The sequence below is a fragment of the Yoonia sp. R78084 genome (assembly GCF_044595625.1).
GTDB lineage: Bacteria > Pseudomonadota > Alphaproteobacteria > Rhodobacterales > Rhodobacteraceae > Yoonia.
In genome coordinates, this window is the sequence record NZ_CP138993.1 from 1,322,892 (window position 1) to 1,344,595 (window position 21,704).

Consider the following 21,704-nt stretch of genomic DNA (forward strand, 5'->3'; position numbering starts at 1 on the left):
GAAATGCAACCGGTTGCATAGTGATCGACCGAGCATCGCGCGCGAATTTCTGATTGTGCAGCCATACCGCTGTGCACCATAAGATATGCATGCATTTGACACGCCCTCGTATCTTTGGCCTGATCGCAGTGATCGCCACGCTTATGGTGATTGCAGGTGCGATGTCGTTCCCTGCCCTTGAGCGCCATTATATGCGCCAACAAGCAGAGAAAGACGCAGTGCCGCTGAAACTGGCCGTCGAGGGCCTGCGTGCCGCAATTGACAGATATGCCCCCCTGCCTGCGTTGATCGCCGAACGCAGCACATTGATTGACTTGCTGAACAGCCCCGAGAACCCCGCCCTTGTTGCGGCGGTAAATGAAGATCTGCGCCAAACGGCAGCCACTGTGCGGGCAAGCGATGTGTATCTGATGGATATTTCGGGTCTGACCATCGCCGCCGCAAGCTATCGTGAACCCGGCAGCTTTCTGGGGCGTAATTTCAGCTACCAGACCTATTTCACCCAAGCGCTGAACGGCGCTTTGTCCAGCTTTTCCGTCTATGGCACCACCACAGGTGAACGCGGCTATTTCTACGCAGCCCCCGTCGAGGACGGTGAACGGATCGTCGGGGTTCTGGCGGTCAAATTCAATGTATCGGCCTTTGAGAGCATCTGGCGCGGGGCCAACAGTGAATTCATGGTCGCGGACCGCAATGACTTTGTTTTCATGTCCTCACGCCCTGACTGGCATTTCCGTGCAATGCGCCCGCTGAGTGACGCCACCTTGCGACTGATCGCGCAGAACCTGCAGTACCCGATCGACCGGATCGAGCTTTTGCCGATCACAGTGCGGCCGCTTGATGCGGATGCGCGGTTGGTCACAATCGAAGGCACGACGCGCGAAACCTACATTTTGACCTCGCAGCGTCTGGCGGATCTTGACTGGACGATGTCTTCGCTTTCACCTCTCGGACCTGCGACGCTGAGCGCTTTGCGGACAATGCTGATTGCTGGCCTCACGGAGCTTTTGCTGCTTGGCGCGCTGCTTGCCTATCTTCTGAAACAGGCGCGCCAGACCGAGGCCCTTGCCCGTGAAAAAGAGGCGAAACGCCTGCTGGAAGCCGCTGTTGCCGAACGCACGACGGATCTAGAAGCCGCATTGGGTAATCTTCGGCAAACCCAGACCGATCTTATTCAGGCGGGCAAGCTTTCGGCGCTGGGGCAGATGTCGGCTGCGCTCAGTCATGAATTCAATCAGCCGCTCGCGGCGGTGAAATCCTATGCCGACAACGCGGGCGCATTCCTTGCACGCGGTCAGGTGGCCGAGGCTAAAGACAATATCACGCGCATCTCGAAAATGGCGGACCGGATGGCCACGATCTCGGCGCATTTGCGCAATTTCGCCCGCCGTCCCCAGCAGGCAACCGGTCCCTTGCTCTTGAATGCGGTCGTACAGGATGCGCTGGCGGTGATCGAGATGCGGCTGGCGTCAGAGGGTGGCGAAATCGCCTATACGCCGCCGAAATCGGAAATCTGGGTCACCGGCGGGCACGTGCGCCTACAACAGGTCATCGTCAATCTGATCAATAACGCGCTTGACGCGATGGAGGGGCAGCCCAAACGTGTCGTCCAGTTGAACATCGACGATACGCGCCTTCAGGTCCGCGACACCGGCCCCGGAATTGAGCATGACGCGATTGCCAGTATCTTCGATCCTTTCTTTACAACCAAAGCGCCCGGCAAGGGGCTCGGGCTCGGGCTGTCGATCTCTTTTAATATCATCAGCGATTTTGGCGGCACGCTCTCTGCTGCAAACCATCCTGACGGGGGCGCGGTCTTTACAGTCACATTGCAACCGGCAACCCCTATTGAAGTGGCCGCGCAATGAAGCAGACAGTCATATTCGTCGACGACGAAGAGGAGTTGCGCCACGCAACCAGCCAGACGCTCATGTTGGCCGACATTCCCGCAGTGGTTCTTGATAAGGCGGAACTGGCACTGGCGCAGATCAGCCGCGGGTTTGAAGGGGTCTTGGTCACGGATATCCGTATGCCGGATCAGGACGGGCTGTGGCTCATGCGCAAGGTGCTTGAGCTTGATCCCGAATTTCCGGTGATCCTTGTGACCGGCCACGGCGATGTGAACCTTGCGGTGCAGTCGATGCGCGAAGGGGCCTATGATTTCATCGAAAAGCCCTTCGCCCCCTCGCGGCTGGTCTCGACGATACAGCGCGCGCTTGAGAAAAGGCGCCTGACCATCGAGAACCGTGCGCTCAAACGCGAGGTTGGCGGGCGGGACAAGCTGGAGGCCCGTTTGATCGGGCGTTCGGATGCGATGGTGGCTTTGCGCAAACAGATCCGCACGATTGCCGCCACCGACGCCGATGTGCTGATCACAGGGGCCACAGGTGTGGGCAAGGATATGACGGCCCATGCGTTGCATGATCTCTCTGCACGTGGTCCCCACCCTTTCGTGCAAATCAACTGCGCCGCCCTGCCCGTCGATCTGGTGGAAAGCGAACTTTTCGGGCATGAGGCCGGAGCCTTTCCCGGGGCGATGCGCGCCCGCTTCGGGAAATTCGAGTTTGCCCGCAAAGGTACGGTGTTCCTCGATGAGATCGACAGCCTGCCTGTCGGCGTACAGGCGAAACTGCTCCATGCCATTCAGGCACGCCAAATCACGCGACTGGGGGCGAATGATCCGGTTGATCTTGACATCCGCATCGTTGCCGCCGCGAAAACGGACCTGTCCGAGGCCGTCGCAGCCGGCAATTTCCGCGCGGATCTGCTTTACCGGCTCAATGTTGTCACGCTGCATGTGCCAACGCTTGATCAGCGCCGTGATGATATCCCGTCGCTCTTTCTCAATCTCACGGCCCAGGCCGCTGCGCGCTATTCCAAACCGGCCCCCGATGTGCCTGCGGATGTTCTGGCGCGCATGGCCACGCAAGACTGGCCCGGTAATGTGCGCGAGCTGCGCAATGCGGCGGATCGTTTTGTGCTGGGGCTGGATCCGACCATGACGGTGGGGACAGAAACAGAAGCCCGGTCACTTGCCCAGAAGATGGCAGATCACGAGCGCGCGCTGATCATGGCAACGCTGACCGCACAAGGCGGCAGTCTCAAACAGACCTATGAGGCGCTGGGTCTCTCGCGCAAAGCCCTCTACGAGAAGATGCAGAAATATGGGTTATCCAAGGCGGACGCAGATCAAAGCGGCTGAAATGCACCCGTTTCGACACATGTAATTGACCTTTTGTCCCCTTGGCGACCCATCCACTCTGACAATTATGAACTGTTATCGCAAACATCACTGCTGAAACCTTGTAACGGCCACGCCAGACAGTGGAAGTGCTCGCCATGCGGTCTACTTGCACGCAACGTGCATGAGATCACGGCCTGATCTTGGAGAGGTCAGGATTAATTTGTGGAGGAAGAACTTATGAAACTAGCAGCGCTTATCGCGACAACTGCTTTGACAGCAACGACAGCTTTTGCCGCCGGTCACGAGGACCGTACAGGTTGGCCAGAGAGCTTCACCGTTGGGACAGCATCCCAAGGCGGCACCTTCTTTGCCTATGGTTCCGGCTGGGCAAACCTGGTTGCCGAAGAACTGGGCATCACAGGCGGTGGCGAAGTCACCGGCGGCCCAATGCAGAACATGGCGCTTGTGCACACAGGCGACGCACAGTTCGGCATGACAACAATGGGTCCGGCAGCTGAGTCCATCGCCGGTACAAACCCGATTGCACCCGGTCTGCAAATGACCAACGCCTGTGCGATGTTCCCGATGTACCAGACACCGTTCTCGGTTACGACACTTGCCTCTTCTGGCATCACATCCATCGCGGATATCCCTGATGGCGCACGTATCGGTTTCGGCCCTGCTGGTTCGACATCCGACACATACTTCCCGCGCATGATGGAAGAGCTGGGTGTGAACTTCGAGCGCCGTAACGGCGGTTGGGGCGACCTTGGTGGCCAGTTGCAGGACGGTCTGCTGGACGTGATCGCGTTCGCTGCGGGTGTGCCTGTGCCGGCTGTTTCCCAGCTTGAAGTGCAAACTGATGTGAACATCATCGAGTTCACCGAAGAAGAGCAGGCAGCAATCATGGCCGCCTTCCCTGTGTCGGCATTTGAAATCGGCGCTGACACATACACCACACTGGAAGCACCGGCCCGTTCGGTATCCATGTGGAACTTTGCGATTGCCAACTGTGAACTGCCTGCTTCCTTCGTGAAAGCAGCGGTCGATGTGGTGATGTCCGACAACGAGCGTATGGTGAACATCCACCGTGCCGCCCGTTCCACACTGCCAGAGAACTGGGATAAGAACGCTGGCGTTCTGCCTTGGCACCCAGGTGCAGCCGAGTGGTTCATCGAGAACGCCGGTGCAGATATCCCTGCCGATCAGATCTTCGGCAACTAAGCCGTGATCACAGCGGGGCTGCTTTTCCCAAGCAGCCCCGCGACACGCAATTCATTCGATAAATTGATGCAGGCTCAATGTCCGTCAGGGCATTCTTTCAGCATGCGAGGACCACACCATGACGACCGACCAAACACTTGACGATCAAACGGACGGCCCCATTCTGGCCGAAGGGGTCGACGAAGAACCGGTTGAGCATAACCGGCGGATCTTCACCGGCCGGACCTATCTGGTTATTGCCGGTATCTCGGCATTTTACGCGCTTTTTCATATGGCCGCTCTGAATGGCTGGTCGATCAGCGCATGGACCGGAATTGATATTCCGCTCCTGCCGGTTTTTCCCATGGAAACCTGGAATTTTCGCATCGTCCACGTGGCAGGCGCGCTGATCCTCGGCTTCACGCTCTATTCAGCGCGGGCCTTTCCTGATGAGGACGCTGATACACACAGCCCGCTGGACTATCTTGCGTATGCAGCTTTGCTTCCTGCCCTCTATGCCTGCTGGACCGCGCTTGGGTTCGCGGCAGACATCCAAGGGGGTGTCATGTGGAACGGCATGGATGAAGGTATCCGCAATGCGGAAATCTATCATTATGGTTATCCGCTGATCGCAGCGACAATCGCAGGGATTGTGCTTGGCTGGGTGCGTCCTCGCGTGCGCGGCACAATCGCCCCTGCCGATCTGGTACTGAGTGTCTGCGGCATCGCGGTTGCAATGTATCTGATCACGATCTTCGGCACATTGATGCGCAACGCAACCGGTACGCCCTTTGCGCCGATCGGCATGAGCATTGCCGCAGTCGCAGGGACTGCGCTGATCATGGAACTGACCCGCCGTGTGGCTGGCATGGCATTGATCATCATCGCCGGGGTCTTTCTCGTTTATGTCTTTGTCGGTGACCTGCTGCCAGGCTTCCTGAACGCGCCCGATATCACGTGGCAGCGCTTCTTCAGCCAGGTCTACACTGATGCCGGTATCCTTGGGCCAACAACGGCCGTGTCCTCGACCTATATCATCCTGTTCATCATCTTTGCCGCATTCCTGCAGGCCTCGAAAGTGGGCGATTATTTTGTGAACTTCGCCTTTGCTGTGGCTGGTCGCGCACGCGGTGGCCCAGCGAAAGTAGCGATCTTTGCCTCTGGCCTCATGGGGATGATCAACGGCACCTCCGCGGGGAACGTTGTGGCGACAGGCTCGCTCACAATCCCTTTGATGAAAAAGGTGGGCTACAAACCAACAACGGCAGGCGCAGTTGAAGCCGCCGCCTCGACCGGCGGCCAGATCATGCCGCCGATCATGGGGGCCGGTGCCTTCATCATGGCCGAAATCACAGGTATTCCCTATACCGATATCGCAATCGCCGCGATCATTCCTGCGATCCTGTACTTCGTATCGATCTACTTCATGGTTGATTTTGAAGCCGCAAAGCTGGGCATGCGCGGAATGCGCGAGGACGAGCTTCCAAAGCTCAGGGCCATGGTGCGCCGCGTCTTTTTGTTCCTGCCGATCATCATTCTGATTGCCGCGCTCTTCATGGGCTACTCTGTGATCCGCGCAGGAACCTTGGCAACTGCCTCTGCTGCCGTCGTCAGCTGGTTCACGCCGTACCGGATGGGTCTGCGCTCGGTCACCAAAGCGTTTGAACTCGCTGGCATCATGTCGATCCAGATCATTGCGGTCTGTGCCTGTGCCGGTATCATCGTGGGTGTGATCTCGCTCACCGGTGTTGGCGCGCGCTTCTCGTCCGTGCTGCTGAACATCGCCGAAGCCAACCAGTTGCTCGCGCTCTTCTTTGCCATGTGCATCGCGATCCTGCTGGGAATGGGGATGCCGACAACTGCGGCCTACGCCGTGGCGGCCTCTGTCGTCGCACCGGGTCTGGTGCAACTGGGTATCCCGATGCTGACCGCGCACTTCTTTGTGTTCTACTTTGCGGTTGTCTCTGCCATCACGCCACCTGTGGCCTTGGCCAGTTATGCGGCGGCAGGGATATCGGGGGCGAACCCGATGGCCACATCGGTTGCATCGTTCAAGATCGGCATCTCAGCCTTCATCGTGCCTTTCATGTTCTTCTACAACGGCGCGATCCTGATGGACGGCACATGGCTCGAGGTGATCCGCGCAGGTGCAACGGCAGTCTTCGGGGTGTTCCTGCTGTCGTCGGGTGTCCAAGGCTGGTGGGTCGGCAACCGTGCCGCGCTGCCGATCCGGCTTGGCCTGATGGTTGCTGCACTTTGCATGATTGCAGGCGGCTGGCTGACCGACCTGATCGGCCTCGGTGGCGCAGTTGGCCTTTATTTCATGGCCAAAGTCTCGCAGCCAAGGGTCGTTGCATAAGCGAAGAAGACCTTTGAGAAAAACAGAAGGGAGCGGTGTGGATGCCTCGCTCCCTTTTATATTTCCACATCAAACCTTTAATCCTGTTTTTCAAAGTCTACATGCATACGAACAAACAAGATCGCGAGGGGGCCATGTTGGGCAGAAGACACCAAAGCACTAATTCCGGGCTCCGATCCGGCAATGACCATTACACTTGCGCTGGAAATCAGTTATCTGGCCCGCACTGCGTAAAGAATTGACCACCAATCTGGAAGTCCGCTTTGATTGAACTCAGCACTTATGAGCTTTTCGTTCTCGCCACTGGAGCTATGGCGTTTGGCATTTATCTCTTGATCAAAGGTGGTGATTGGACAGTAGATGCCGCCGTTTTTGTCGCCGAACGCACAGGCCTGTCGCCGCTCTTTATCGGGGCGACGATCATCTCATTTGGCACCTCGGTGCCGGAACTTTTCACCTCGGTCACGGCTAACCTACAGGGCTACCCCGGCATAGCGCTCGGCAATGTCCTCGGCTCGAATGTCGCAAATATCCTGTTGGTCCTGGGGGCGACGGCTTTTGTGTTTCAGGTGACGGCACGCCCCAAGGATCTGCTCAAGGACCTTTGCATGATGCTCTTGGCCACGGGCATCATGGCCTTTGGTATGTTGACTGGCGGCTTCAACCAGATCCTCGGCCTGATCATGTTCGCCATTCTCGTGTCCTTTGTGTTCTACCAGTACAAAACGGACAGCATCCCGCTGGAAGAAGATGACGAAGATGACGACACCCCCACCATTACGACGATGAACGGGGCCATTGTTATTCTTCTGGCAGGCCTTGCTGCCCTCGGGGTCGGGTCCGAACTGCTTGTCAAAGGCGCCGTCCAGACCGGTTCTGCCATCGGTGTCCCTGAAGCAATTATCGGTCTGACTGTCGTTGCTTTCGGCACCTCCCTGCCCGAGCTGTCAACCTGTATCGCCGCCGCGCGCAAGCAATCGGTGGGCCTCATCCTTGGCAATATCATCGGCTCCAACACCTTTAACATCCTGTCCATCATCGGTCTGACCGCCGTGATCGCGCCTTTGGATGTTGATCCGGTTCTCCTCGGCGCGGACCTCTGGATCACTGTGGCGGTTGCTGTTCTCTTCACGCTGTGGATGCTGACAATCGGCCGTTTGAACCGCACCACCGGTATCATCATGATGGCCGCCTATGTGATCTTTGTCGCGGCACAATATCTGACGCCATAACCAAGAAGGCCCCATACCATGAGCAACGCAGAAATCGGTCTGATCGGCCTTGGCACCATGGGTGCGGCCCTTGCATTGAATATTGCCGACAAAGGGTTTGACATCGCCGTCTGGAACCGGACCACCGAAACCACCCGCGAATTTCACGATCAGGCCGGTGAACTGGCAGACCGCATCACGCCGACCGAAAAGCTGGAAGATCTCGTCCGCGCGCTCAAATCACCGCGCGCGATCATCCTGATGGTGCCTGCCGGTGCGCCGGTCGATGACCAGATCAAGGCGCTGCGGCCCCTGCTTGATGACGACGATATGATCATCGACGCTGGCAACGCGAATTTCCACGATACCAACCGCCGGATGCAGGACGCGGGCGAACTGCCGTTCCTTGGCATCGGGGTGTCAGGCGGCGAGGAAGGGGCGCGTTTCGGTCCTTCCATCATGGGCGGCGGCAAGCGGGAACATTGGGACCGCGTCGCACATATCCTGGAAGCGATTTCTGCCAAACATAAGGGCACACCCTGTGCCACATGGATGGGCGAGGCAGGTGCCGGACATTTCGTCAAAGCCGTTCACAACGGGATCGAATACGCCGACATGCAGATGATCGCCGAGGTTTACGGCATCATGCGTGACGGGTTGGGCATGGATAACGCAGCCATCGCAGACACCTTTGCCAAATGGGACAAAGGCCCACTGCGCAGTTACCTAATTGAAATTTCAGGGAAAGTCGCCGCTGCGGCGGACCCCGAAACTGGCAAACCCATGCTGGATGTGATCGTCGATGCGGCAGGCCAAAAGGGCACCGGCCGCTGGACTGCGATCGAGGCCCAGCATCTGGCGGCCGCGATCCCCGCAATTGAGGCGGCCGTTGTGGCGCGGAACCTGTCCTCTCAACGCGACGAACGCGCGGCTGGCGAGGCGCTTTTTGGTGCGGCTCCGCACCATATTGCCCATGATGTGCTATCATTGGACGCGCTGGAAGAGGCGCTGATTGCGGGCAAGATCCTGTGCTATGCGCAGGGGTTCGGCATGATAGAGAAGGCATCAGACAAGTATGGCTGGGCGCTCCCCCTGCCCGCGATCGCCGAAGTCTGGCGCGAGGGCTGCATCATCCGCTCTGATATGCTGGATGATATGGCGACTGCGCTGCGCGAAAACCCTGAACGCAATCTGATGATGGCCTCCGGTTTCGCAAACCGGCTCAAGCACACGCACAACGCGCTGCGCAATGTGGTGGCACAAGCGGCGCTGCACGGTCTGGCTGTTCCTGCGCTGTCATCGGGTCTGGCGTATTTTGATGCCATGCGCACCGCACGCGGCACGGCAAACATGATCCAGGGCCAGCGTGACTTTTTTGGCGCCCACGGCTTTGCACGTGTCGACGGCGGTGAAGGTCACCACGGCCCTTGGGGAAATTAACCCAGGGCGTAGCCTGCCCCGCGCACCGTGCGCACGGGATCAGCGCCGCCATTTTGCGTCAGTACCTTGCGCAATCGGCCCACATGCACATCAACCGTCCGGGTATCGACATAGATATCGCGGCCCCAGACCCGATCGAGCAGCAGATCGCGTGACCACACGCGCCCGGGCTTTTCCATGAACGTCGACAGCAGGCGAAACTCGGTTGGCCCAAGCTTGAGTGCCACATCATTGCGGGTCACACGGTGGGTTTCCGCATCCAGCACAATGTCATCATAGGTCAGAACTTGCCCGACAGTTGCGGGACGCACACGGCGCAACTGCGCGCGCACACGCGCCATAAGCTCGGACACGGAATAGGGTTTGACGACGTAGTCATCAGCGCCCGTTTCCAGCCCACGGACTTTATCCACCTCTTCGGCACGCGCCGACAGCATGATGATCGGGATAGCGCGCGTCTCTGGACTGATCTTCAGTCGCCGACACACCTCGATCCCTGACAGATTGGGCATCATCCAATCCAGAACGATGACATCCGGCGCATCTTCGGCGACACAAAGCAGACCTTCTTCACCGTTCTCGGCGCGGGTCACGCGAAACCCTTCTGCTTCCAGATTATAGCCCAAGACCTCGCGCTGAGCGGCTTCGTCTTCGACAACCAAAACATGGGGATGTTGGGTCATTGGTTTAGCCCGGATCTGTCACATATGCTGTTTTGTCACTTTTCGGCCGCGCCTCTTCCGGCATTTCGCCGGTCACCAGATAGATGACCTGTTCGGCCATATTCGTGGTCAGATCGCCCATACGCTCGATATTTTTTGCCATGAAATGCAGGTGCATGCAGGGCGTGATATTGCGCGGGTCTTCCATCATGAAGGTCAGGAACTCGCGGAACAGCGCGTTATACATCTGGTCCACTTCCTGATCACGCTGGCGCACGTCCTCGGCCAGTTCCGCATCCCCGCGCAAATAGGCATCCAGCGTGTCCTTGAGCATCTGCTCAACCTCGCGCGCCATGCGCCGCAGGGCCGCGTCAGACCCGTTGACCGAGTTCATTTCGACCAACACGCTCGTGCGTTTGGCGATATTCTTGGCGTAGTCGCCGATCCGCTCAAGCGATGCCGCAAGGCGAAGCACTGTAAGAACAGAGCGTAAGTCCTTGGAAACAGGGGCGCGCAGGGCAATGGTGCGTGCAGCTTCATCATTGATCTGGATTTCCAGCGCATCAATGCTCTTGTCGCCTTCGCGCACTTCTTCAGCCAACTCGGTGTCACGGTCCGAAAGGGATTTGACCGCCTTGAGAATTGCCTCTTCAACCTGACCACCCATCTGCATGATCAGCGTGGTTATCCCTTCGAGATCACGGTCATAGGCCGACGAAATATGATCGTTCATAGCGGTGTCTCCTTACCCGATCCGGCCGGAAATATAGCTTTCCGTCCGCGGGTCTTGCGGGTTGGTAAAAATCTTGTCGGTGTCATCGTATTCGACCAGGTTACCAAGGTGGAAAAACGCGGTTTTCTGGCTGACACGGGCGGCCTGTTGCATCGAGTGGGTGACAATCACCACCGAGTAGCTCTGGCGCAGCTCGTCGATCAGCTCCTCGACCTGTGCCGTGGCAATCGGGTCGAGCGCAGAACATGGCTCATCCATCAACAGAACTTCAGGCGCTGTGGCGATGGCCCGCGCAATGCAAAGGCGCTGCTGTTGACCGCCGGACAGGCCCGTGCCGGGCTTATCAAGACGATCCTTGGCCTCTTCCCAAAGGGCGGCCTTGCGCAGGGATTTTTCGACAATCTCGTCCAGATCGGCCTTGTTGCGGGCCAGACCGTGGATTTTGGGGCCGTAAGCCACGTTATCATAGATCGACTTCGGGAACGGGTTCGGCTTTTGAAACACCATGCCGACCTTGGCGCGCAGCTGTACGGGATCAACGCGCGGGTCATAGATGTCTTCGCCATCAATCAGGATATCGCCCATAACGCGCGCGGTATCGATCGTGTCGTTCATCCGGTTGATACAGCGCAGGAACGTGGATTTACCGCAACCTGACGGACCGATAAATGCGGTGACAGTATTGTCGGCGATCTCGACACTGACATCTTTGATGGCATGTGTTTCGCCGTAATAGACTTGTACGCCGCGGGCGCTGATCTTGGAATCTTGCATCGTGCTCATCTTTCGGTCCACTGGTATCATATCTTTCATATCTGGGCTCCTACCAACGGCGCTCGAATTTGCGGCGCAGGATGATTGCGATGATGTTCATGGTCAGCAGGAAGATCATCAAGATGATAATCCCACCCCATGCCTTTTCAAAGAAGGCTTCGTCCGACCGCGCAGCCCAGGTGTAAATCTGCGCGGGCATCGCCGAGTTCGGATCAAGCAGGCCCGAGGCAATACCATCAGGATATTCGCGGGCCACATAGCCCACCATCCCGATGAGCAGAAGCGGCGCGGTTTCACCCAAAGCTTGCGCAAGACCAATAATCGTGCCTGTCAGGATACCGGGCATGGCCAGCGGCAGCACATGGTGAAAGACCGATTGCATCTTGGATGCCCCTACCCCGAGTGCCGCATCGCGGATGGATGGTGGCACAGACTTCAACGAGGCGCGTGTAGAGATCACGATTGTCGGCAACGTCATCAGCGTCAGCACAAGGCCACCAACCAGTGGCGCGGACTGCGGCAGATGCGCAAACTGGATAAACACAGCAAGGCCAAGGATACCGAAGACGATGGACGGGACTGCCGCAAGGTTCGAGATATTCACCTCGATCAAATCGGTCCACCGGTTCTTGGGCGCGAATTCTTCCAGATAGATCGATGCGGCCACCCCGATGGGCAGTGACAGTAGCAGCACGATCAGCATCATGAAGAATGACCCGATGACCGATGCGCCGATCCCTGCGCCGCCGGGGTTATCAACACCGGTGTCCGTACCGGTAATGAAATTCCAGTCAAATGCGCTTCCGATGATGCCCGCTTCTGCCAGTGCATCAACCAGATCAAGGTCGGCAACTTCAAGAAAGCGCCCGTCAACAACCATGTCCCGCGTCAGCTGACCCTGCAAATAGCGGTCAACACGGCTGGCCGCCGACAGTTCAAAATCAACAGCTTGCCCGATCTGGTCGGGGTTTTCGCGGTAAAATGTGCGCAGGTCACCGCCAACCTTACCCATAACTCGCTCGATCGTATCGCCGTCAAAGGCCACGTCCAGCCCGCGCTGCTGCAACAATTCAGTGATATAATTGACAAAAATCTCTGTGTAGGCCGCAGTCTTGAGCATCTTGCTCTCGGCCTCATCGAACTGTTCCTGTGTCAGCGTAAATTCAACATTCACAACCGTTTGCGTGAAGGCCGGAATGCCGTTGCGCAGGATCGAGAACGTCAGAAAGATCAGGAACGCCAGACCAAAGGTGATGGCCACAACGCCATACATCTTGAAACGCGCCTCAGCCGCGTTCCGTTTCTTCATCAAAGGGCTTTCTGACAGCAGTGAGCCGTGCCCCGTCTGCGCAGGTGCTTTCTCGGGCATATCTGTGGCGGCGTCGGTCATTCGTACTGCTCCCGGTACTTGCGGACGATGTAGAGGGCAAAAATATTCAAGCCGAGGGTGACGACAAACAGGCTGATCCCGAGGGCAAAGGCCACCAAAGCCACTGGCGAGGAAAAGTCACTATCGCCCGTCAACTGGCTCACGATCTTGGCGGTCACCGTCGTCATTGCGTCAAACGGGTTCAGCGACAGCCGTGCCGCAGCACCCGCGCCCAGAACCACAATCATTGTCTCGCCAATCGCACGCGAGGCCGCCAGCAGGATCGCACCCACAATACCAGGCAAGGCGGCAGGCAGGATCACCTTGCGCACTGTTTCGGAATGGGTGGCACCAAGGCCCAGCGATCCGTCACGCATCGCTTGTGGCACAGCATTGATGATGTCGTCTGACAACGAACTCACAAACGGGATCAGCATCATGCCCATGACCAAACCAGCGGTCATCACGGCGGTGCCGCCTGACATCCACGTCACGCCAAGCGCACCGCCTTCACCAAAGACCCCGACAAGAAGCGGCCCGACCGTCAAAAGCGCGAAGAGACCGTAAACAATCGTCGGGATGCCGGCGAGCACTTCAAGCATCGGCTTGGCGATCGCGCGCACCGACTTGGACGCATATTCGGACAGGTAGATGGCAGAGAACAGCCCGATCGGCACTGCAACCAGCAAAGCAATAAACGAGATATAGAGCGTACCCCAGAGCAATGGCAGAATACCCAGTTGCGACGACTGGCCGCGCCCCGAGAAACTGGGCGACCAGTTCAGACCAAAGAAAAAGTCGGCGGCCGGATAGAGCTTGAAGAACTCATAGGTGTTGAAGATCAGCGAAAAGACGATGCCGACTGTTGTCAGGATCGCGATAGATGCGGCCAAAATCAGGACGCTCAGGACACCTTTTTCCACAACATTACGCGCACGGTAGTCCCGCGTGATCAGCCGCCATGTCAGGGCAAGCCCACCGATGGATATCGCGATCACCACAAGGGTCTTGAGCCAGTTTCCCGTCCACGCCATTTCGCGGTAGCGCTGTGCGGCCTGCAGCGTTTCGGATGTCACACCGGAACCAAGTGCAACGCCGACTTCGGCAAGCCGCTCGCGCACATCGGTGAATTCGGTTCGCATATCTGCCGCAGTCTCTTCGGTCATGGCCCCTTCGGCCACAGCCACATCAAGCCCTTCGGCCACGCGGCGCACATCCGACATGATCAGACCGAGCGAGCTGCCCTCGGCGATTGCCTCTTGGTCAATCATTCCGGAAACTGTGTTGTTGATTACGAATGGCTGGACAATCAGCCAAACCGCCAGAGCAATACCGGCAGGCACAATCGCGTTCAGGGCTGTGTTGGCCCCATAGTAGTTCGGCAGAGAGTGCAGATTACGGCGGTCACCGCCAGCGGCGGCCATGGCACGTACACGGCCTGCAAAGAAACCAAGCACGCCTATGACAAGAACAATCAGCAGGATCAGTGTGTTTGACATCAAGTGTCCCCTTGCGCCTTTTGCCGGTCAGCCTGTGTCAGGCTCTGATCACCGCATAAATGCAACGATAGATTATTAAAAGTGGTCGATCGGTCCCGACAGAGTGTCGGAACCGATCTGAGCCGGATGGCTCTTAGTTCATTGTCACGTTGTTCATGACAGCCTGTTGTGTCTCGGCCAGTTCCGGGTCGGACACCAGACCGTAAGCGGCCAATGGACCGTCTGGACCGGCAACTTCGTCAGAGATGAAGAAGCTTGCGAACTCCTGCAGGCCGGGGATCACACCGATGTGTGCCGCCTTGATGTAGAAGTACAGCGGGCGCGAAACAGGGTAGACGCCTGCAGCGATTGTTTCGGTTGTTGGCTCAACACCGGACATTGTCGCTACTTTCAGCTTGTCTGTGTTGTTTTCATAGAATGCCAGACCGAACACGCCGATACCGTTTGTGTTGGCGTCGATACGTGCGAGTGTTTCGGTGTAGTCACCGTCGATGTCGACAGAACGACCGTCTGTACGGACAGCAAGACATGCATCTTCTGCGTCATCTTCGGACATGCCGCCAGCGATCATCGCTTCCATCGCACCTGTAGCTTCACAGCCAGCAGCGATCACTTTTTCTTCAAACACTTCGCGTGTGCCGTGCTTGGTGCCCGGGATAAACGCCAGAATGTCTGCATCTGGCAGATCAGCGTTGAAGTCGGACCATTTTGTGTGCGGGTTCTCAACCAGCGCACCGTCAACCATGACCATCGGGGCCAGAGCGTTGAAGATGTCGGAAGGCTCGAATGCAGTGAATGCAGGGCCGTCGATCTGCGATGCAAAGACGATGCCGTCATAACCGATGCGGACTTCGATGATGTCTGTCACACCGGCTTCGGCGCAGGCAGCGATCTCGGAGTCACGAATTGCGCGCGATGCGTTTGCAATGTCGATTGTGTTTTCGCCAACACCTTCGCAGAAGCGCTTCAGGCCTGCGGAAGAACCACCGGATTCAACAACCGGTGCAGGGAAATCAAAGTTGTCGCCGAATGCTTCGGCAACGATCGAGGCGTAGGGCAGCACTGTGGAAGAACCGGCAACCTGCACGTTGTCACGTGCAAAAGATGTGGTGGCAGTAAGGGCAATCACCGCGGTTGTCGCGGTCAGCTTCATGAGAGACATAAAAACACTCCTGTCTGTCAGGTTTCGGTGAAGCGCGAGCCGCCTCACCATCGCGGCCCGTCTATGCCGCCTTCCCGAAGCTTTTGTGACACTTATGTAAAAGTTTTATGACAGTCGGGCCGTTGGCAGAAAAACTGATACGGTGGTCCCCTCTCCCAGCTGGCTTTCGATCGTCAAGCGCCCGCGATGCCGGTTGATAATGTGTTTCACAATCGCAAGCCCGAGACCGGTTCCACCGACTTCGCGCGATCTGTGATTATCGACGCGGTAGAATCGTTCGGTCAAGCGCGCCAGATGATGTTCAGCAATGCCCTCGCCCTTGTCAGTCACAGTGATCTGCACCGCCTCGGCGCGCAGGCGCTGGTGCATCGTGCGCGGCATCAGCGATACTTTTACCTCTTTTCCGGTCGCCCCGTACTTAATCGCGTTCTCCACCAGATTGGTAAACACCTGCACCAGCTGCCCGGCATCACCCGGCACAGTTTCCTCGCTTGCGACCAGGTCCAAGGCAACTGTGACGCCCGCCCCTGCTGCTTGCGGTTCCAACCCTTTGATGACCGAGGCCAGCAGCGTGCCCAGTTCAACCTCTTCGCGCGGGCGCACGCGTTCGTCCTCCTCCACACGTGTCAGAGACATCAGATCATCCACCAGCCTGCGCATCCGGTTTGCTTCATGTGCCATGATGTCCAGAAACCGCGTCCGTGCGACCGGATCATCCTTTGCAGCGCCATTCAGTGTTTCAATAAAGCCCAGCAAGGCTGTCAGCGGTGTCCGCAGCTCATGGCTGACGTTGGCGACAAAATCGCGGCGCATTTGGCCCGCCTCCTCCGAGGCCGTCTGATCCTCGAATGTCAGAACAATATCGGTCTGTGCCGCCGCAACACTTACCCTGTAAATCACATCTTTCGACCCTGACCGTCCGGTATAGCGGACGAATGCGCCCACCCCGGTCCGCCGTGTCTCGGCGATAGCGGCAAGGATCGCTGGTTGGCGCAGCGCGGTGATATAGTGCTTGTCCAAAAGATCAGGCCCGAGGATCGAATCGACAGTGGCATTTGACGCGCGCACACGTTCATCGTGGCCAATAACCAGTACCGGCATTGGAAAGGCTTGGATTATGGAAACAATCTGGTCTTGCGTCATGACACGTTCCTGCGCTCTTTCACGATATTCTGAAAGCATGGGGCAAAATGCCTCATAAGATCGCGATACTCCATTTCAATCCGTAGTTGAAACGCAAAAGATATTTTGGGTAACTGAGGCATAGTCTCACACACTAGTATTACTGATTTTTCGATGAAGATTTCCAAGCGTCAGCCTGCGGCTGCGTATTCAGAGGCCAGAATCAAGCTTGCAGATCGCACGCTGGTGATCGGCAATTTGGCACGGTGGAGTGCCGAGGGGCGCATGGTTGTTCCGTTTGAGGATGTGCATTTTATCGATCTGTGCAATCTGACAGAGGAACTGCTAGAGGCATTTGATCCCGATTTGATCCTTTCGCCACTTTTTGCAGGGGGATTTGATGTGCTTGATGTGGCACAGCGGCTGGTGGCATTGGGCTATCAAGGCCGGTATCGTGCCATTAGCGACAATATGCCGGATGTCGCCATGATCCTCAAAGAAGTCCGCACGCAAGTTAAGGGGCTCGACTTCGACCTGTTGTCGCTGCCGCCACCCTGTCAGAAATAATCAGGACAGTTGCTTGAGGTCACGCCGGAATCGCGCGGCGTTTTCCTGATAATGCAGGGCCGATAACCGCAGTCCGGCAATCGCCTCGGCGTCCAGTTCCCGCACCACTTTGCCCGGGGCACCCATCACAAGGCTGCCATCGGGGATCACCTTGTTTTCGGTAATCAACGCACCTGCACCGATCAGGCAGTTGCGGCCGATGACGGCCCCGTTCAGGATCGTGGCACCCATACCGATCAGGGTGTTTTCCCCGATCACACAGCCGTGCAGCATGACCTTATGGCCGATGGTACAGCCCGGCCCAATCATAAGCGGGGATCCCATATCGGTGTGCATCACTGTATTTTCCTGCACATTCGTCCCTGCACCCACCGTGATCCGCTCGTTGTCACCGCGCAGGGTGCTGCCGAACCAGACAGACGTCTTTTCTTCCAGCACAATGTCGCCAATCAAGTGACAACCCGGCGCCACCCAGGCATCATCCGCGATCTGTGGGGCGATTTCACCCAAAGCGTAAAGGCTCATGATCTTTCTCCAAATTCGCTCTGCAAGCTGCGGACGTGATCCACCAATTGCGGTTGCTGCGAGCGGCGCAGACGCTCGGCGCTGATGATCGTCTTGAGCTGCTCTTCGGTCTTGTCCAGATCATCATTCACAAGCACATAGTCATAGCCGTCCCAATGGCTGATCTCGTCCCAGCTTTTCTGCATCCGGCCTTCGATCACCTCGGGTGTATCCTGACCACGGCTGACAAGACGGCGGTGAAGCTCTGTGATGGACGGCGGCAGGATAAAGATCGACAGGACATGTTCCTGCAACGACGAGTTGCTGATCTGCTGTGCGCCTTGCCAGTCGATGTCAAACAACACATCGCGCCCGCTTTCGATGGCTGCCTGCACAGGGGCCTTGGGCGATCCGTAGTAATTCCCGAAAACCCGCGCATGTTCGAGCATCTCTTGGGCGGCAACCTGTGCCTGGAACTCGGGCACCGAGACAAAGAAGTAATCCTTGCCGTTCTCTTCACCCTCACGCGGCGCGCGTGTTGTGGCCGACACCGAAAACCGCAGTGTGTCATCCCACGCCCGCAGCCGTCCGGCCAGTGTGGATTTCCCTGCCCCCGAGGGCGACGAAAGGATAATCAGAAGGCCGCGTCGGGTCATGTCTTACTCCACATTCTGTATCTGCTCGCGCATCTGGTCGATCACTGCCTTTAGATCAAGGCCGATGGCCGTCAGCGGTGCCGCCTGCGCTTTGGCGCAAAGTGTGTTGGCTTCACGGTTGAATTCCTGTGCCAGAAAATCAAGCTTCCGGCCGGCAGGTTTGCGTTCATCCAGCAGCGCCCGCGCCGCTGCAACATGCGCTTTCAGGCGGTCGATTTCCTCGGTCACATCCGATTTCACGGCCAGCAATGCCAATTCTTGGGCGACGCGCCCCGGTTCAACCTCGGCCACGTCTTCAAGCACACGGCGCAGTGCTGCAGTCAGATTGGCCTTTACCTGCGGCGCGCGGGCCTCGGCGGCCACGGCCGCGGCATCGGTCAATGCCGCAATCTGGTCCAGTTGGTCACGGATCACCGCCGCGAGCGCGCTACCTTCGCGGGCCCGCATGTCAACGAAATCCGCAACGAGCGGGGCCACATCCGCGATCAATGCGGCCGCCAAGGCTGCTGCATCATCATCGGCCTTTGCAGGCATCAACACGCCGCGCTGTGTCAGCACATCCGCCGCCGTCGGCTGGCCCAGCGTGACACCCATGGCAAAAGCACGTTCCTGCACCAAGTCCAGCGCCTTGAGCACCTCATCAAGATAGGCTTCATCCACGGCCAGCGCGCCCGCGACATCGTCGCGCTGCAAACGCAGGTTTACGGTGACATTGCCGCGGGACAGCGTCTTGCCCAATGCGGCACGCAGTGCAGGTTCCAACCCCTCGATCCCCTCGGGCATCCGCAACCGTATGTCCAGCCCCCGCGCGTTCACCCCGCGCATTTCCCACGCCCAAGAGGCCGCACCCAATGCGCCTGTCCGGCTTGCGAAAGCTGTCATGGATTGTGTCATGCGATGCACCGACCTGTCATTGTTTGCCTGCACCTAATGCCAATCGGCAAGGCGGAGCAAGGGGTGCATTGCCAGAGAGGCATTAACCACTTTACACTTTCTTAAATGATTTGAGCCCAGAACTTTGATAGAAAAGCTTTGTGAACGAGTGCTCCGGTGTTTGGAGAAGAAAGAGTAACTATGAGTAAAGATATTTCCGACGAAATGACGGAACGCCGTCGCCGCGATATGTGCGGGCAGCGTGATCCGATATTGAAGAACCTCGAGCAGTACTGGCAAACCTTGCGGCACGCCCAACGGCTTCCGGCGCGCAACGATGTAGCACCAAGTCAGATCGACAATGCCCTACCCCATGCCTTCATCCTTCAGCGCGTGGCCCCCGGTATTGCACGGTTCCGGGTTGCCGGCCAAAGGCTCCATCATCTGTTGAAAATGGATGCGCGCGGCATGCCGTTCAGCACAATTTTTTTGCCGGAGGCGCAGGATCAAGTGCAGACCTTGCTGGAATCCGCCTTTAGTTCGCCTGCAATCGTCAGCATTCCACTGATCTCACCCGCCACCATTCTGCGGCCAGCGCTGCATGGAACGGTCCTGTTGCTGCCTTTGCGCGACAGCGATGACAACACCACACGTATGCTCGGCGCTTTGGTCACTGAGCCGGACAATGGGAGTCGCCCACGGCGCTTCACCATCAATAAAGCGGCGCGCATTCGGCATGACCACATTGGTTTGCGGCTTGCGCCCACACCGATGTTTCCAAAGCCACCAAGCGAAAGGCCGGACGCGGTACGTCCGGCCCTCAGACTTGTCGTCAATAACGGCTAATTAGCCCGCTTTTGCCTGTGCCATTGCCGTGCGGCGCGAAGACAATTCTTCGGCCACAAGGAACGCAAGCTCGAGCGACTGGGATGCATTCAGACGCGGATCACAGGCGGTGTGGTAACGGCTGGAAAGATCTTCGTCTGTCACAGCGCGGACACCGCCGGTGCATTCTGTCACGTCCTTGCCGGTCATTTCGAAATGCACACCGCCGGGGACAGTGCCTTCGGCGTTGTGGATCGCGAAGAATTCCTTCACTTCGCGCAGAACACTCTCAAACGGACGTGTCTTGTAACCGCTGGAGGATTTGATCGTGTTGCCGTGCATCGCGTCACAGGTCCAAACGACGTTGGCACCCTCTTCCTCGACGGCCTTGATCAGACGCGGCAGGTGCTCGCCCACCGACCCTGCGCCAAAGCGCGCGATCAGGGTCAAACGGCCCGCTTCGTTCTTGGGGTTCAGCGCGGCCATCAGCGCCTTGAGGTGACCGGTCGTCATCGACGGGCCGCACTTGAGGCCGATCGGGTTCAGCACACCTTTGCAGAATTCCACATGGGCCCCGTCAGGCTGACGTGTGCGGTCACCGATCCAGATCATGTGACCCGAGCCTGCCAGCCATTTGCCTGAGGTCGAATCCAGACGGCACAGCGCCTCTTCATATTCGAGCAACAATGCTTCGTGGCTGGTGTAGAAATCCACGGTCTGCAATTCATGGTTCGTCTCGGTCGTCAAACCGGCGGCTTCCATGAAGTCCAGCGTGTCGCTGATACGGGACGCCATATCGCTATACTTCTTCACTTCATTGCTGTCGGTAAAGCCAAGTGTCCACTTGTGGACTTCATGCACATTGGCAAAACCACCGGTGGAGAAGGCGCGCAGCAGGTTCAGCGTGGCCGCTGCCTGCAAATAGGCCTGCAACATACGCTCCGGGTCGGGGATGCGGCTTTCGGGTGTGAAATCGAAACCGTTGATGATGTCACCACGGTAGCTAGGCAATTCGACGCCATCGACTGTTTCGGTCGGCGCAGAGCGTGGCTTGGCCATCTGGCCGGCCATGCGGCCCACCTTTACCACAGGCACTTTCGCGCCATAGGTCAGGACCATCGCCATTTGCAGCATCACCTTGAAGGTGTCGCGGATGCTATCCGCGCCGAATTCCGCAAAGCTTTCGGCGCAATCACCGCCTTGCAGCAAAAACGCCTCGCCACGGCTGACCGCGGCCAGCTCGTTGCGCAGATTGCGGGCCTCGCCTGCAAAAACCAGTGGTGGATAGCTTGCAAGACGACGTTCAACAGCGTTCAGCGCGGTTTCGTCGGTATACTCAGGCATCTGGACCCGGGGCTTTTTGCGCCAGTCAGATTTTTGCCAGTCAGTCATCGTCTTGCTCCATATAGGGTCGGTTAGCGTTATCAGCCCGAAGCGTATAGCGCGTGCATACCAGCAGGCCAATGGCAAAATGCACCAGGTGAACCGGCCTTCCCGAGACGACTTTTCCCTTGTCCACCGGCGCCAAACCTGTTGATGTCTGCACCTGAATACACGACCC

Annotated in this window: 19 protein-coding genes; 8 read left to right on the forward strand and 11 right to left on the reverse strand. The window is 57.7% G+C overall.

What is annotated here, in order from left to right; all coding sequences use genetic code 11:
* Positions 1 to 89: 89 nt before the first annotated feature.
* The 6 genes from SJY29_RS06850 to gndA all read left to right on the forward strand — a co-directional run bounded on the left by SJY29_RS06850 (position 90) and on the right by gndA (position 9,397).
* Complete coding sequence (locus SJY29_RS06850; RefSeq protein WP_400088144.1) at positions 90 to 1,868, forward strand: ATP-binding protein; 1,779 nt, start codon at positions 90 to 92, stop codon at positions 1,866 to 1,868.
* Positions 1,865 to 3,202: a sigma-54-dependent transcriptional regulator gene (locus SJY29_RS06855; protein ID WP_400088146.1), complete on the forward strand. Its 1,338-nt coding sequence runs from the start codon at positions 1,865 to 1,867 to the stop codon at positions 3,200 to 3,202. Before SJY29_RS06850 ends, SJY29_RS06855 begins: the two co-directional genes overlap by 4 nt.
* 219 nt (positions 3,203 to 3,421) lie before the next feature.
* Complete coding sequence (locus SJY29_RS06860; protein ID WP_110278767.1) at positions 3,422 to 4,408, forward strand: TAXI family TRAP transporter solute-binding subunit; 987 nt, start codon at positions 3,422 to 3,424, stop codon at positions 4,406 to 4,408.
* A gap of 118 nt (positions 4,409 to 4,526) precedes the next feature.
* On the forward strand, positions 4,527 to 6,746 hold the full coding sequence (locus SJY29_RS06865; RefSeq protein ID WP_400088148.1) for a TRAP transporter permease: 2,220 nt from the start codon (positions 4,527 to 4,529) through the stop codon (positions 6,744 to 6,746).
* 263 nt (positions 6,747 to 7,009) lie between these two features.
* Positions 7,010 to 7,978, forward strand: a complete 969-nt coding sequence (locus SJY29_RS06870; RefSeq protein WP_110278765.1) for a calcium/sodium antiporter — start codon at positions 7,010 to 7,012, stop codon at positions 7,976 to 7,978.
* Between the two features lie 18 nt (positions 7,979 to 7,996).
* Positions 7,997 to 9,397 (forward strand): NADP-dependent phosphogluconate dehydrogenase, encoded by a 1,401-nt coding sequence (gndA, locus tag SJY29_RS06875; RefSeq protein WP_400088151.1) that lies wholly within the window; start codon positions 7,997 to 7,999, stop codon positions 9,395 to 9,397.
* On the opposite strand, the gene phoB is transcribed toward gndA, so the two are convergent.
* The 7 genes from phoB to SJY29_RS06910 form a co-directional block, all read right to left on the reverse strand.
* Positions 9,394 to 10,080 carry a phosphate regulon transcriptional regulator PhoB gene (gene phoB / locus SJY29_RS06880; RefSeq protein WP_400088153.1) on the reverse strand — a complete coding sequence of 229 codons (687 nt, stop codon included), beginning with the start codon at positions 10,078 to 10,080 and terminating at the stop codon, positions 9,394 to 9,396. The genes gndA and phoB overlap by 4 nt on opposite strands.
* 4 nt (positions 10,081 to 10,084) lie before the next feature.
* Positions 10,085 to 10,792, reverse strand: coding sequence for a phosphate signaling complex protein PhoU (phoU, locus tag SJY29_RS06885; protein ID WP_055292842.1), 708 nt, complete (start codon positions 10,790 to 10,792; stop codon positions 10,085 to 10,087).
* A 12-nt stretch (positions 10,793 to 10,804) separates the two neighbouring features.
* Positions 10,805 to 11,566 carry a phosphate ABC transporter ATP-binding protein PstB gene (gene pstB, locus SJY29_RS06890; RefSeq protein ID WP_400088853.1) on the reverse strand — a complete coding sequence of 254 codons (762 nt, stop codon included), beginning with the start codon at positions 11,564 to 11,566 and terminating at the stop codon, positions 10,805 to 10,807.
* Between the two features lie 49 nt (positions 11,567 to 11,615).
* Entirely contained in the window at positions 11,616 to 12,956 is a 1,341-nt protein-coding gene (gene pstA, locus SJY29_RS06895; RefSeq protein ID WP_400088155.1) for a phosphate ABC transporter permease PstA, read from the reverse strand.
* Positions 12,953 to 14,434, reverse strand: coding sequence for a phosphate ABC transporter permease subunit PstC (gene pstC, locus SJY29_RS06900; RefSeq protein ID WP_400088157.1), 1,482 nt, complete (start codon positions 14,432 to 14,434; stop codon positions 12,953 to 12,955). The genes pstA and pstC overlap by 4 nt, the downstream gene beginning before the upstream one ends.
* Positions 14,435 to 14,567: 133 nt before the next feature.
* Positions 14,568 to 15,596 (reverse strand): substrate-binding domain-containing protein, encoded by a 1,029-nt coding sequence (locus tag SJY29_RS06905; RefSeq protein ID WP_400088159.1) that lies wholly within the window; start codon positions 15,594 to 15,596, stop codon positions 14,568 to 14,570.
* Positions 15,597 to 15,701: 105 nt separating this feature from the next.
* Entirely contained in the window at positions 15,702 to 16,739 is a 1,038-nt protein-coding gene (locus SJY29_RS06910) for a sensor histidine kinase (protein WP_400088160.1), read from the reverse strand.
* 153 nt (positions 16,740 to 16,892) lie between these two features.
* Between SJY29_RS06910 and SJY29_RS06915 the strand changes: the two genes are divergently transcribed.
* Positions 16,893 to 17,285: a hypothetical protein gene (locus tag SJY29_RS06915; protein ID WP_400088162.1), complete on the forward strand. Its 393-nt coding sequence runs from the start codon at positions 16,893 to 16,895 to the stop codon at positions 17,283 to 17,285.
* Here SJY29_RS06915 and SJY29_RS06920 read toward each other — a convergent pair whose 3' ends face one another.
* From SJY29_RS06920 to SJY29_RS06930, 3 genes are read right to left on the reverse strand one after another with little or no spacing between them, the layout of a single operon-like run.
* A complete protein-coding gene (locus tag SJY29_RS06920; protein WP_400088164.1) occupies positions 17,286 to 17,810 on the reverse strand; it encodes a gamma carbonic anhydrase family protein in 525 nt (174 codons plus the stop codon). It lies immediately after the preceding gene.
* Complete coding sequence (gene gmk, locus SJY29_RS06925; protein WP_400088166.1) at positions 17,807 to 18,445, reverse strand: guanylate kinase; 639 nt, start codon at positions 18,443 to 18,445, stop codon at positions 17,807 to 17,809. Before gmk ends, SJY29_RS06920 begins: the two co-directional genes overlap by 4 nt.
* Positions 18,446 to 18,448: 3 nt before the next feature.
* Positions 18,449 to 19,339 (reverse strand): YicC/YloC family endoribonuclease, encoded by an 891-nt coding sequence (locus SJY29_RS06930; RefSeq protein ID WP_400088168.1) that lies wholly within the window; start codon positions 19,337 to 19,339, stop codon positions 18,449 to 18,451.
* A gap of 156 nt (positions 19,340 to 19,495) precedes the next feature.
* Between SJY29_RS06930 and SJY29_RS06935 the strand changes: the two genes are divergently transcribed.
* A complete protein-coding gene (locus SJY29_RS06935) occupies positions 19,496 to 20,164 on the forward strand; it encodes a PAS domain-containing protein (RefSeq protein WP_400088170.1) in 669 nt (222 codons plus the stop codon).
* On the opposite strand, the gene SJY29_RS06940 is transcribed toward SJY29_RS06935, so the two are convergent.
* Positions 20,165 to 21,535, reverse strand: coding sequence for a class II 3-deoxy-7-phosphoheptulonate synthase (locus tag SJY29_RS06940; RefSeq protein ID WP_400088172.1), 1,371 nt, complete (start codon positions 21,533 to 21,535; stop codon positions 20,165 to 20,167).
* Positions 21,536 to 21,704: the final 169 nt, after the last annotated feature.

Coding starts and splice junctions, on each gene's coding strand:
- SJY29_RS06850 (WP_400088144.1), top strand. CDS start 90: ATGCATTTGACACGCCCTCGTATCTTTGGCCTGATCGCAGTGATCGCC.
- SJY29_RS06855 (WP_400088146.1), top strand. CDS start 1,865: ATGAAGCAGACAGTCATATTCGTCGACGACGAAGAGGAGTTGCGCCAC.
- SJY29_RS06860 (WP_110278767.1), top strand. CDS start 3,422: ATGAAACTAGCAGCGCTTATCGCGACAACTGCTTTGACAGCAACGACA.
- SJY29_RS06865 (WP_400088148.1), top strand. CDS start 4,527: ATGACGACCGACCAAACACTTGACGATCAAACGGACGGCCCCATTCTG.
- gndA (WP_400088151.1), top strand. CDS start 7,997: ATGAGCAACGCAGAAATCGGTCTGATCGGCCTTGGCACCATGGGTGCG.
- phoB (WP_400088153.1), bottom strand. CDS start 10,080: ATGACCCAACATCCCCATGTTTTGGTTGTCGAAGACGAAGCCGCTCAG.
- phoU (WP_055292842.1), bottom strand. CDS start 10,792: ATGAACGATCATATTTCGTCGGCCTATGACCGTGATCTCGAAGGGATA.
- pstB (WP_400088853.1), bottom strand. CDS start 11,566: ATGCAAGATTCCAAGATCAGCGCCCGCGGCGTACAAGTCTATTACGGC.
- pstA (WP_400088155.1), bottom strand. CDS start 12,956: ATGACCGACGCCGCCACAGATATGCCCGAGAAAGCACCTGCGCAGACG.
- pstC (WP_400088157.1), bottom strand. CDS start 14,434: ATGTCAAACACACTGATCCTGCTGATTGTTCTTGTCATAGGCGTGCTT.
- SJY29_RS06905 (WP_400088159.1), bottom strand. CDS start 15,596: ATGTCTCTCATGAAGCTGACCGCGACAACCGCGGTGATTGCCCTTACT.
- SJY29_RS06910 (WP_400088160.1), bottom strand. CDS start 16,739: ATGACGCAAGACCAGATTGTTTCCATAATCCAAGCCTTTCCAATGCCG.
- SJY29_RS06915 (WP_400088162.1), top strand. CDS start 16,893: ATGAAGATTTCCAAGCGTCAGCCTGCGGCTGCGTATTCAGAGGCCAGA.
- SJY29_RS06920 (WP_400088164.1), bottom strand. CDS start 17,810: ATGAGCCTTTACGCTTTGGGTGAAATCGCCCCACAGATCGCGGATGAT.
- gmk (WP_400088166.1), bottom strand. CDS start 18,445: ATGACCCGACGCGGCCTTCTGATTATCCTTTCGTCGCCCTCGGGGGCA.
- SJY29_RS06930 (WP_400088168.1), bottom strand. CDS start 19,339: ATGACACAATCCATGACAGCTTTCGCAAGCCGGACAGGCGCATTGGGT.
- SJY29_RS06940 (WP_400088172.1), bottom strand. CDS start 21,535: ATGACTGACTGGCAAAAATCTGACTGGCGCAAAAAGCCCCGGGTCCAG.